This is a genomic window from Pseudomonas sp. Mb7 (genome assembly GCF_054790525.1).
This window is the reverse complement of sequence record NZ_CP186501.1, coordinates 5,821,074-5,833,506: the sequence shown is the minus strand read 5'-3', so window position 1 is coordinate 5,833,506 and position 12,433 is coordinate 5,821,074. Positions and strand designations below refer to the sequence as shown.

Here is a 12,433-nt window from a genome sequence, read left to right as displayed (position 1 = left end):
GTTATGGATTCCATTTGTTGGAGAGTGCAGGCCTTACGGTTTTCAGGTCCGGCAGGTTGTCGAGGAAGTTGTCCGGGTAGTAACCGAAACTGGTCGCGCCCTGGCGCTTGAGGCGGCTCATCCAGTCCGCCAGATGCGCGCCATCGATGTCGGCCTGATCCTTTTTCGTCCAGTCGCGTGCCTGCAATTCGAACACCGTACGATCCAGCGCGCCGGGGCGTTTCCTGACTGTAGCCACCAACGCTTCCAGCCACGGGCCGGACTCTGCCTGGGTCTGTTTTTCCATCAGCGGCATGGCCATCGGCGCGGTCCAGTCGTAGGTCTGCAAGAAGTCATCGAGGTTCTGTGCGTACCATGCTTCGCTCTCGGGATTGAGCATTGGCTCGGCGAAAATATTGCGTGCGGTCAGCACCTGCGGGCCGCGGATCGCACGGACTTTGGCGGTCAGCTCGTTGGTGAAGTCAATGAGGTATTGGCTCTTGAAGCGCGTCCAGCGCTGCATCGCTGCCGGATCGTCGCGCAATGCTGCAATCGAACCCGGCAAGCCGTGGGCAGCGTAGGCTTTCAGGGCTTCAGGGCCGGCATCTTCGAAATCCGACAGTACCGCGTCGTCGTGGTAAAGAATGCCGTTGACCGAGGTCAGGCGCGCCACGTCTTCGTAGATTTCACCGATGATCCGTCGCACTTCAGGATCGAACGGCGACAAGCGTTGGTACTGATCCGGATCCACCGAGGTGATGCCGGTTTTCGGGTCCCAACGGGTCACGCGCGGCAGTTTCGAGTCGAGACCAAAACTCAGCACCGGCATCCACGCGAAGACCTTCACGTTAGCGCGGGTACGTAGTTGCCAGGCGACGCGGTTAAAAATATCCGCACGCACCGGCAAGTGACGGTTGGGGAAGTACAGCGAATGCACCAGGCCATCGCCCTTGGGATCGGCGAAGGCTTGCAGGAACACCGTGTTGGCGCCCAAGTCAGCGATGCGCTGCACCAGTTTTCCGAGGTTGATGTCCTGCTGCGCCGGATCCGGGTCGTAAACGTTGTCCAGATCAACATGCACAACGCGCATGACGAAATCCGACTGCACGTCGACGATACTGTTGGCGAAACGCTCGCCGTCAGGATCCGAAGCAACGAGAAAGCGCGGGCTGCTCATCAGGTTGTCGAGGGCGTCGAGACCGTCTTCGAGGGTCAGGGCCATTTCGTAGCCCTCCTCGCCAACCACCGTCAGCGATGTGCCGTCCGCCGCGCCATACGGCCAGACCCAGACGCGTGGTTTCTTGCCGGTGACCTTGCGGATTTTTTCCGAGATGTTGTTCACGTCGGTGCGAATCCGTGCTTGGAATTCGGCCTCGGACTCATAACGTTTGGTCAGCGGATCATAGCGCCGGGTCGCGGCAGCAGGCTGCAGGTTGCCCTGCGGGTTGGCCAGGATCCCTTTGTGGTTGGCGTCGGTGTGCGCGGCAATTTCCACCAGACCGGATTGCGAGATTTCGCGAATCTGATCCCAGGTCAGGAAGTCGGAACGCGCACGCGGCGCACCGGCAAAATCCACCGGTTGATTGAGCGGCGTGTCGATCCAGCTGCCGACCGGTGCCAGCAGCGCGTGCCAGTTATAGGCGCGCAGCACCGGCAGTACGCGGGTGTAAAAGCTCGAATAGCCGTCGTCGAAGCTGAGCAGGATCGCTTTCGCCGGCAGCTCCGGGCCGCCCTTGCGCGCGGCCATGATCTGGTCGACGGTGACCGGTTTGTAGCCGTTCTCGCGCAACCACGCGAGCTGCTCGATCATGCGCTCGGTGCGCACCGCCACCACGGCCTGATCGGGATCGCGGTCTTCAACGTCGTGATAGGCAATGCCGAGCACGTGATTTTTCGGCCACGGTTTTTCGCTGGCCGCCAGCGGACGCTCGGATGGCGGCGCAAAGGCCGGAGCTTGCTGGGCGCAGGCGCTGACCAGCAGCGCTCCCAGCAGAAGGATGAAACGCGAAATCAAAGGCATCTTCAAACTCTTCTAGAAGCGGAAAGTGAGGTCGACGAGCAGACGCAGATCGGTCTCCCGATCACCGTCGTAAGGCCGGTTGATCACACTGAACAAACCGCCCACTTCGAACACGTCGTTCCAGGCGTAACGTTGGCCGTAACCGAGCAGGGCCATGCCGCCGGTGCCGTGCTCACGCTGGCTGTACGTGCCCGCGCCGGCCTGGAATTGTTGGCTCCAGGAGGTTTCGTAGCGGTGGTAGAGCACGTGATTGACGTTGACCAGCGGCATCACGCTGAAGTCGGATTTGGGGTTGAAGTACGGCACATCATCAGACTTGGAGTTGTGGCTGGTGCCGACCTCCAGACCGGCGTCGACCTGCACGTTCGGCGCGCTGTAGACGCCCTCACGGCCGGTGAGCAAGGCTTCGACGCGGTTGTTGCCGTCGCTGAAGTGCGACGGGCTTACCGACAGGCGCCACTCGCGGCTTTCGTTGGCACGCCAGCGAATGAAACCGCTGCCGCCATTGGCCTTGATGTCACTGTTGAGCGCACGCAATGGCGTCTCGGCCGACAGGTATTCGAGGCTGCCGCCGTACTGCCAGTGGTCATTGAAGTCGCGGGCGATCGCCAGACGCGCGCCCTGTTTGTCGCCGAACCCGTAATCGTGATTGGACACCTCGGCTTCAAGGGTCATGTCACGAGTGCGGCGTTCCAGGCCAACACGCTGAAAGCGGTGGTGACCGGTGCCTTCGGCGAAGTCGCCGGTGGCATAACCGCCCCCGGCGAACACGCGCCAGTCTTCATTGATGGGCGGGCTGTACAGGGTGGTCTGGATACCGAAATCGCGGCTGCCGCTGACAGCACCGGCATCACCGCTGCCACCACCGTTGGCCTTGCCGCCGTAGGCTTCGACGCGCAGCTCGGACATGTCGTGCACTTCGCGCTCACGGGCCAGACGCTGTACCTGGCGGTTATCCGGATAACGGGCGACGACGTCGTCGGTCAGCGCATCCATTTGCCGCCATTCCTGTAATTCCATCGCGGTGTGGGCCTGGCCAATTTCCAGGCCCATGGCGCGTGGCACCATGCTCTCGGTTTCCTTGAGCTGCATTTCTGCGCGGCGCGGCCAGTTACGGGCCAGGTATAAATCGGCCTGAGCCAGACGCAAACCGACGTTACCCGGCGCCTGATCGACCAGCGTCTGCAAGCGCTCCTCACCGTGGGGCAAGTCAGCGCTGTAAGTGCCGGCCTGCGCCGCCAGTTGCTGGGCGTCCATCCATTCATCATTGGGGTTGCCGATCGGCAAGCCCTTGAGTTCGACACGCGGACGCTGGGACTTGGCGGCGTCCTCGGCGACTTTGCGCGCCTCATCAGCGCGGTCGCTTTCCAGCAGCGAGTAGTACAGCGCTGTGGTGTCTACGAGTCGGTCGCCGACATCGGCATCCGGCGCCGCAAGCACTTGGCGATACAAGTCCGTGGCGATTTCCGGCTGGCGTTGATCCAGATACGACGCCGCTACCCAACGCAGTGCGTAGGTCGGAATCTTCACGCCTTCGGCTTGCAGCTTTTGGTATTCAGTGATGACGTCGGCGGTGCGCGCCCGGGCCTTGAGCGCGCCCATGCGATCGATGCGCCAGCGAATCACGTCGTCGTGAGCCGTGGCATCCGGTGTCCAGGTGGCGAGCAGTTTGTCGTAATCGACCAGCGCACGGTCGGCGATGACGTAGCGTTCTTTTTCGCTGCGGGTGGCGAGTTCGGCGAGGCGCACGCGCTCGGCGGCCAGATCACCTTCGAGGCGACGCAACGTGACCGGATCGATCAACCCCGGACGCTGATTGGCCAGACGCAGCGCCGGTTCCGGCAAACGCGCCTTTTGCAGGGCAACCACGTATTCGCGAGCGACTTCCGGCTTGCTGCCGGCGCGCTTGAAGGCCTGATCGTATTCGAACAGGGCATCGTAAGGTTTGTTGTCACGGGTCAGGGCATAGCCCAAGGCGAGACGGCGCGACGGATCATCGGGCTTGGCCGCGACCAGCGCTTTGGCGCGGGTCACCGCTTCGTCGGGTTTACCGGCGTCAGCCTGAGTCAGGGCCAGGCCCAGTTGCAGGTCGGCGTTGTCCGGCTCCAGCGCCAAAGCCTTGTTGTAGACCTGCGTGGCTTGATCCCAACGTTTGAGATTGCGATAGGCGCGGGCGGTGGCGGTCAGCGCCTGAACCGGCAGCACGTGGTCGCGGCCCTGGGTTTCATAGACTTGCACCACTTCGGCGTCGAGTCCGGCCCAACTGGCAATTTGCAGGTGATCGCTGATCTGCCCGGTGGTCGATTGGCCGGGTGGCACCTGCCGCAAAACCGTTAGCGCAGGCGTGTATTGCCCGGCACGGGCGTCGCGCACCATTTGATCGTAGGGTGTGTCGGCAAACGCCAGTGCCGGCCAGAGCAACTGGCTGCACAGCGCGACTCGAAACAAAGGGCGTAAACCACGATGTAATACGGGAACATCAATACGCGGCATTCGTCAGCATCCTTACATGGCCAGCCGGGTCGCAATGCCCTCCTTGCCCATTCGTAACGGTGGCCGCCAATGCACATGCAACGGCCAAGCTTAGTCAGGCAGTTTTGCACGCAAGCGCAGACCGATCTCCGGAACACAATAATTGTTCAGAATCGTGCTGGCGGTTCAGTCAAAAACCCGAACGCCAGACAGCAAAACGCCCGGCGTCTGTGCGATACAGAGGCCGGGCGCTGCTATTAAGAACGCAGAATTACTGCACTTGCGTGACGCCTGCGAACTTGCTCATCAGGAAGCCGACGAACTGCTCGACGGTCATCTTCTGGCCGTTGAATTCGACCTGATTGGCGGCGTAATGCAGCTTGGTCACGACATTGGTGCCGTCGACGACGGCCAACTGCGAACCGACCGCCATGCCCGCAAACATGTCGGCCGCTTCCTTGGACTGATCGACGATGGCTTTGGCATCGGTCTGGCCGTCGAGTTGCGCCTGCACACTGAGCAGATCGACCAGCATCGGCTTGGACACCTGGATATTCAGATCCAGCAATGCAATCAGTTGTTTGCCCAGTTGATCCGGCGGCAAATCCATCGATTGCGGCTTGGTCAGGTCGATCACCAGATTGGCCTTGCTCTCGCCGTTGGCGGTGTTGAACGACAGGTTCTCCAGCGCAATCTGTGGGCCGGCGGCCAGCAATTTCTGCAGGTCGGCTTTGACCTGGGCGTTTTCAGCTTCGGTGAGGTTCAGCTCCGGCGCTGGCAAGCCTTGGGCTGCAGCCTCGGCCGCGGCTTTTTCATACGGCTGCAATTTAGTCTGGTAGATCTGCATCAGCGACATGGTCGACGGGATGTCGAGGTTTTTCAGGCTCATGGCCATATTGGCCGAGCCGATTTTCTTGTCGTTGAGGCTGACTTCGCCAACCTTGTAATCGGCACGGCCAGAGGCATTGCTGCCGTTTTCTTCGGTGAGGTTCTTCATTTCGAAGTTCTTCACACCGAGCACCGATTGCTTGGTGCCGAAGGTGGTTTTGCTGTTGGTCAGCTCCAGAGTGTTTTCCCCGGTGTAGTAGCCGTAGCTGCTCTTGGCGAGGTTGCTGGCCAGGGTCAGACCGTTGAGCTCGACCTGCACCGGCGCCTGGTCTTCAGCCACAGTAACCAGTTTCAGGTTATCCATGTAGCCGTCTGCCTTGACCTTCTGCGCTTTGGCGTTAGCGGAGATGTTCATGGTCAGGCCGGAAAATTTCAGACTCGATTGCTCATCCAGCGCAGTTTCGAACGGCAGCAGGTCGAGAGTGCTGGTGGTGGACTCGTCGTAGCCGATGCTGGTCACGCCTTTGAGCGGCGCGGCGCCCTTGGTGGCGGCGAACCACTTCTCGGTAGCCGGATTCTTTTCCAGTTCGTAGTTGCTGGTGGCCATGACCGGCAGCCATTTCAGCGAAACCAGACGCGAGAACGGCAGCGGACCGTGTTCGATGTGGTCGACGAACAGCAGTTCGACCGGCGCATCACCGAACATCTCGCCTTCACCCTTGAGGCGATAGTGCGCGGTGCTGGTGAAGGTGTGGCGATCCAGCGACACCAGCTCCAGCGATGCGGTGCCGTTGGAGCCGGCCATCGCGGTTTGCAGCTCTTTGTTGGCGTTGCTGACGGCGTTGTTCAACACGCCTTCGATTTTGGTCCCGGTGTACCAGGCCCCGCCCGCGCTGATCGCGCCGATGGCAACAACAATTCCGAGGAGCACGCCTGCTGATTTATTCATGAATGACCTGATCGATTTCCGTGGCTGTGAGTGTGGTCGTCTTCCCTGAACCCGTGACCGGGTCGCGGCTCGACTGCGCTGAATTCAGCGGTGGAGATTAGCACCGGGCGCGTGAGCTGGCCCAATGTTTAAAGGTTAAAGAGTGTCTATGGGGGGAATGGACAGTCGACAGGTTGGAAGAGTTTCGGTGTTTTTCAGTCCGCCTTCGCGAGCAGGCTCGCTCCCACAAGGACAATACTGTACCTGTGGGAGCGAGCCTGCTCGCGAAGGGGCCAGATGATTCAGGCAAAAATCAGGAATACTGAACCTCGATCTCATCCAACTGATGATCAAAGCTTTTGAGCCGCGCGGTCCAGGTGTACACCAGCACTTCAAAGTCCCGATCGATCACCGCCCCGCCCGGCCCCTCGGCGCGCGGGTCGCAGAAATCCAGTTGATAACGCTCGCGGGCCATGGCTGTAGCGACATCGGACAATTCGCGGGCATTGTTGAGCCAGTGCCAGCCCTCGTCATCGATCTGCTTGTCGAGTTCCAGGCACTGCTTTTTCAGCGCTTCGAGACTTTTTTCCAGCGGCGTGCCGGTGAGTTCGCCCATGACTTCGGCGAAGGTGCGCCCCGGCTGCCAGTAACTGCCCCAGAAATACCGGTCGAACACGGTTTCGACCCGGCGCAGGGCGACTTTGGTGTCCCAGATCAGCACCAGGGTCTTGCCCTGTTCAAGCTGCCGCTTCTTCACGCGCTGCACCTGAACCGACGCCCAGGCGACCACGACGATGGCCATGACCGCAATCAGCGCGACGGCGCTGTCGAGGAAAACCATGGCCTTGTCGATCTGGTGGGCCAGCATGATGCCGTAGAAATAGGTCGCCGAGAGCAGCACCAGCGCTGCGATGGCGCACCAGAAGCCGAGAGCGTAAGGGTTTTTCATTATTGGTTTCCCCTAGACCAGCGCTAGCAATGTGCGCTGAAAGGGCGCCTTGCTCGGGGCGCCCCTCCAACACTTCAAAGCATAGCAACGGCCTCAGGGTTTGCTGGGGCTTGCAGCGTGCGTTCGTCCGCTTTCCCAACCGCCGCCGAGGGCGAGGAACAAATCGATCTGGCTCATCGCAACCTGGGTGTTGGCGGCGGCCAGTTGCGCGGTGACATCGGTGTAGGTGCGCGTTGCTTGCAGGTCGGCGAGGAACGACTCGCGGCCGGCCTGGAAGAAGCGGTGGGTTTGGTCCGCGGCCAGTTTCGCCGACTGCTCGGCATCGGCCAGCGCATCGCGGCGTTGCAGCAGCGCGCTGTACTGGGCCAGACCGGTCTGGGTTTCACGAATGGCGTTGAGCACCACGCCATCGAAGTGCGCCAGTGCGCCTTGGGTCGCCGCTTCTGCCTCGCGGATTCGAGCGCGGGCGCCGTTGGTCGGCACCTTCCAGCTCAGCGACGGGCCAAAGCCCCAGCGGTTGGTCGACGGATCACCCAAGTCATCGATGAGACCAACAGTGCCGATGGTCGCGCCGATACTGATGTCCGGATACAACTCGCCAGTGGCGACACCGATCCCGGCAGTCGCGGCAGCCAGCCGCCGTTCGGCCTGACGGATATCGGGGCGACGCTTGAGCAGTGCGGCACCATCACCGACGGGTACCAATTGGGCGATTTTCGGCAGCTCGGCGCAAGTTGCGGTGCCCGTCGGCAATTGATCGACCGGTTTCGCCAACAGCATCGACAGACGGAACAGCCCGGCCTGACGCGCGGCTTCATAGCGGGGCAGTTCGGCGCGCAAGGATTTGAACTGGGTTTGCGAGCGGGTTACCTGAGTTTCATCACCACGCCCGGCGTCGCGCAAACGCTGGATCAACGTGGTGCTTTGCGATTGCAGGTCGAGGGAATGCTCGGCGATTTCCCGCTCTTCATTGGCCGCGCAGACCTGGGTGTAGGCACGAACCACATCCGCCACCAAGGTGATACGCGCGGTATCCGCTGCTGCCTGCGTCGCATCGGCATTGGCCTTCGCGCCCTCGATGCCGCGTTGCAAAGTGCCCCACAGATCGAACTGATAAGAAGCGCTGATGCCGATGTCGCCGACGTTATCGACCGGGACTTTTTCCGGCAGCAAGAATGCCTGACCAGACTCTTGCAAACGCTGCGCGCCCATCTTCACACCTGCGCTCCAGCCGCCCGCTGCTTCGGCCTCATCGACCTGAGCTCGACCCGTTGCAGGTTCGCCGCCGCGACGCGCAAATCGGTGTTGGAGGCCATGGCCTGCTGCACCAGTTGATCCAGCCGCGCATCCTTATAAAGACGCCACCAGTCCGCCGGTACCGGCGCCGAGACCACCGGTTTGCCGGCGACCGCCAGTTCGCCCTGAAAATCCTTGCGCTGAACCGCCGCATCCTCAGGCACCTGATAGTCCGGCCCGACCATCTGACAGGCCGAGAGCATCAAGCCCAACCCGGCGATCATCAGCGCCCTGCTCATTGCGCGGGCTCCTGCTTACGCTCGTCGCGTGGCTGATCGTCGATGATCGAAACGGTGGCGGTACGCCCGGCGATCATGCGGAAGTCTTCCGGTACATCGTCAAAGGCAATCCGCACCGGAATCCGCTGCGCCAGCCGCACCCAGCTGAACGCCGGGTTGACGTTCGGCAACAGATTGCTGCCGCTGGTACGGTCGCGGTCTTCGATACCGGCGACGATGCTTTCAACATGCCCGCGCAGTTTGGCGCGGTCGCCGATCACACGAATATCCACCGACTGGCCAACATGAATGCCGTCGAGTTTGGTCTCTTCGAAATAGCCGTCGATGTGAAACGAATTGCTGTCGACCACCGACAACACCGGACGCCCGGCCGTGACGAACTCCTGCGGACGCGGCGCACGGTCGTTGACGTAGCCGTCCACCGGGCTGCGGATCACCGAGCGGTCGAGGTTGAGTTGGGCGCTGTCCACGGTGACCATGGCTTCGGCCAGCGCTGATTGCGCGCGGGCGACCTTCGACTGGCTTTCTTCCAGTTGCTCGGCCGGCACGAGGTTGCCGAGGCCACGGTTACGCTTGGCTTCGCGCTGGGCTTGAGCAAGGGTTTCTTCGCGATCAGCGACAGCCGCTTTGGCCTGACGCAGAGCCAGTTTGAAACGGTCCTGATCGATGCTGAACAGCACCTGGCCGCGTTTGATCAACTGGTTGTCTTTCACCTCAACCTGCTGGATCAACCCGGACACGTCCGGAGCGATCTGGATGATGTCGGCGCGAATGTGGCCGTCACGGGTCCACGGCGCAAACATGTAATACATCACCATGCGCCAGACGAGGACAACGGCAAAAGTCACGATCAGCAGGGTCAGTACCACGCGACCGATGGTCAAAAACGGTTTTTTCATGTCATCAGGTATCGACTGAGTGAGTCCACGCCGTACAGCAGTACCGCGTAGAGGGCCACGTTGAACAATGCCCGGTGCCAGACCAGACGGTAAAAGTGCACACGCGTAAGCACGGCATGCACCAGCAAAAACAGCACATAAGTGATGCCCATCAACACCAGCAAGGTCGGCAGGAAAATGCCGCTGATGTCCAGATCACCGATCATAGGGGCGCTCCATCGGGCAGCGGTTCTTCGGAGTCGGCACTGGCGACGAATTCGACGCCGGGCAACAGCGCCAGACGCAAACCGCTCAAGGCGTGCAGCAGGTTCAGACGGGTTTCATCGTCGCCGTGGCCATTGAGTGCGCGACGAGTGCGATCGAGGGTCATCAACAGCGGCGCTGGCGCCGGCAAGCGTTCGCCAGCCTTGAGGCAGGCGCGGAAATACTCGCCGACTTCACTGACCACTTGCTGCAACAGCGCGTTCGGCGCGCCGTTCACCCGTGGGGTGTAGGCGAGCAAATCGAGCAGGTTCAGGCCCACCCGCACTTCGCGCATGGCGATGCCGGTGTCCTGGCCGGTGAGGGCCAGACGCGGCAGGTGCTGCATCAGTCGATCGAGCAACTGCACGCCCAATTTGCGGTGTTCGGCAAGGTTGGCCGGTTCGGTCATGTCGACGATGTCTTTCCAGCTGAAGCGGGTCAGGCGTTTGGCCGCCAGTTCGGCGCCGAACGGGCGTGCAACCAGCGTCCATATAAACGCGAACAACAGCCCTAACGGACCCGCCAGGTTGGAGTTCACGAAGGCAAAAAAGTCCGCGTCGTAAGCCCCCTGAATACTGATGAATGAGGAGGTGTTAACCAGCGTCAGCAGCATGCCGAGGAAGAACCGCGGCTGCACCGTCAGGGTGCCGACGCAGATGAACGGGATGGAAAACGCCAGCACCAGCATCGGGAAGTCATGCAGGTTGGGCAGAATCAAAAACAGATAAAGGCTGGCGAACAATACCGACATGCCGGTCCAGAAAAAGAACCGGTAAATCTGCGGTGCCGGGTCGTCCATCGAAGCGAAGAAGCTACAGGCCACCGCGGCGAGAATCACCGCGCTGCCGCCGTCCGGCCAGCCGAGCAGAATCCACAGCACCGAGGCGGTAATGATCGCCAGAACGGTCGAGGCCGCCGAGTAGAGCATCAGCCCACGATCAATGAACGGCGTCAGACGACCGAGGCGCCAGTGACGGTAGACCGCGCGCCAGCTGTCCTGGCGCTCGCAGAGAATCGCGTCTTGCAGACTGCGGCAGTCCTGCCATAAATCGATGAATTCGCCGAGGCGATAAATCGAGTTGGAGAACAGCAGTTGTTTGCGGTCTTGCAGTGCTTCGGCACTCGGTTGCAGGGCTTCGAGCTGATCTTTCAGCGCTTGCCAGCGGTCGAGATCGGCGTCCTGATGAGCGAGCCATTCACGGGTTGCAGCCAGCAGCGGTTCGAACTTTTCCACCAGTTCCGGCGTGCGCCGTTCGAGGGCGTAGAGCGAATCTTCCAGCGCATCGATCACCGGTAATAGATGAATCATGCGCCCGCGCAATTCCTTGGTGTTGCGCACGGTTTGCGGTCGCGCGCCTTCGTGGGGCAACTGGCCGATCATCAATTCGAGGCTGTTGAAGTTGGCAACCATGGCCATGCGCAGCGCAGTGACTTCTTCGGGCTGCACGTCGCGACTGAGGAATTTCAGGCTATAGGTCGTTGCGTCGGCGAACCACTTGCTCACGGCATCGTTGAACACCGGGGCCAGACGACGCGGCCAGAACATCGCACCAACCACGGCGGCGACAGCGATGCCGAGGAAAATCTCTTCGGTGCGCGCCTCTGCTACGTCCCACACCGCCAGCGGGTTATCCACCACCGGCAAGGCAATCAGCGGCAGGGTGTAACCGGCGAGCATCAATGCATAGTTGTTGGCCGTGCGCAGTTGCAGGGACAGGAACAACAAAATGCCCGTCCACAGCGCGATGACTACCACCAGCACATACGGGCTCTGCACGAACATCGGCACGAAAAAAACCGCCGCCGCGGCACCGAGAAAAGTCCCGATGGCGCGGTATAAGGCCTTGGAACTGGTCGGCCCGAGAAACGGGCTTGAGACGATATACACCGTGGCCATTGCCCAATACGGACGCGGCATTTGCATGAGCAAGGCGATGTACAGCGCGATCATCGACGCTGCAAAAGTTCGCACCCCATAAAACCAGTCACGGGCCGGCGGGATGCCAGAGAAAAAACCGTTCAAGAATTGACCACCAAAGGCGGGCTGGCCGCCTCAAAAGCTCTGAGTACCCGAAGCGTAGCTTCCAGATCGCTTTGCTCGATGCCTTCGAGCACCTCATGACGCAAGCGCACCAGTTCGATCTCGACAGCCTGCACCAGTTCACGCCCGGTGTCGGTCAGGCTCAGGCATTTGGCCCGGCGATCCTGGGCATCTTCGGTGCGGCAGACGTAGCCGGAATGGCAGAGCTGATCGAGCAGACGCACCAGCGACGGACTCTCCATCCCGGCCGCCTGCGCCACTTGCACCTGGCGCACGCCCTCGCCCAAGCGGCCGATCATCAACAGCGGCACAGCGCAGGCTTCGGAGATTCCATAGTTGACCAGCGTGGTCTGGCAGATCTTCCGCCAATGCCTGGCGGCTACCACCATGGCACTGCTGATGTTCATCTGGAGAGCGTCGAGATCGTTCGGCAAGGGGAGATGCACACTGTTAGTTTGCTAACTATCAATATCGCATTGGAGGGGAATTTCAGTCAAGTTTTGAAACAAATTGCCTACTGGGGGGAAGAGAGCCGCCGC

8 protein-coding genes and 1 pseudogene are annotated in these 12,433 nt (G+C 61.0%); all 9 read right to left on the bottom strand.

Features of this window, described 5'->3' with window-relative positions:
- Position 1 precedes the first annotated feature (1 nt).
- Positions 2-1,999, bottom strand: a complete 1,998-nt coding sequence (pgaB, locus tag ACOYXH_RS26355) for a poly-beta-1,6-N-acetyl-D-glucosamine N-deacetylase PgaB (protein WP_460410047.1) — start codon at positions 1,997-1,999, stop codon at positions 2-4.
- Between the two features lie 12 nt (positions 2,000-2,011).
- Positions 2,012-4,492 (bottom strand): poly-beta-1,6 N-acetyl-D-glucosamine export porin PgaA, encoded by a 2,481-nt coding sequence (pgaA, locus tag ACOYXH_RS26350; protein WP_460410046.1) that lies wholly within the window; start codon positions 4,490-4,492, stop codon positions 2,012-2,014.
- Between the two features lie 250 nt (positions 4,493-4,742).
- Entirely contained in the window at positions 4,743-6,248 is a 1,506-nt protein-coding gene (locus ACOYXH_RS26345) for a YdgA family protein (protein ID WP_095125232.1), read from the bottom strand.
- Positions 6,249-6,540: 292 nt separating this feature from the next.
- Positions 6,541-7,176: an NADH:ubiquinone oxidoreductase subunit N gene (locus ACOYXH_RS26340; protein WP_095126610.1), complete on the bottom strand. Its 636-nt coding sequence runs from the start codon at positions 7,174-7,176 to the stop codon at positions 6,541-6,543.
- A gap of 93 nt (positions 7,177-7,269) precedes the next feature.
- A pseudogene (locus ACOYXH_RS26335) lies at positions 7,270-8,711 on the bottom strand (efflux transporter outer membrane subunit).
- The gene (locus ACOYXH_RS26330) at positions 8,708-9,610 is read right to left on the bottom strand and encodes an efflux RND transporter periplasmic adaptor subunit (protein ID WP_460410044.1); all 903 of its coding nucleotides are present in this window, start codon (positions 9,608-9,610) and stop codon (positions 8,708-8,710) included. Before ACOYXH_RS26330 ends, ACOYXH_RS26335 begins: the two are co-directional and overlap by 4 nt.
- Positions 9,607-9,816 (bottom strand): DUF1656 domain-containing protein, encoded by a 210-nt coding sequence (locus ACOYXH_RS26325; protein ID WP_007917703.1) that lies wholly within the window; start codon positions 9,814-9,816, stop codon positions 9,607-9,609. Before ACOYXH_RS26325 ends, ACOYXH_RS26330 begins: the two co-directional genes overlap by 4 nt.
- Positions 9,813-11,876, bottom strand: a complete 2,064-nt coding sequence (locus ACOYXH_RS26320) for an FUSC family protein (protein WP_460410043.1) — start codon at positions 11,874-11,876, stop codon at positions 9,813-9,815. The genes ACOYXH_RS26325 and ACOYXH_RS26320 overlap by 4 nt, the downstream gene beginning before the upstream one ends.
- Entirely contained in the window at positions 11,873-12,301 is a 429-nt protein-coding gene (locus ACOYXH_RS26315; RefSeq protein WP_127925375.1) for a MarR family winged helix-turn-helix transcriptional regulator, read from the bottom strand. Before ACOYXH_RS26315 ends, ACOYXH_RS26320 begins: the two co-directional genes overlap by 4 nt.
- Positions 12,302-12,433 lie beyond the last annotated feature (132 nt).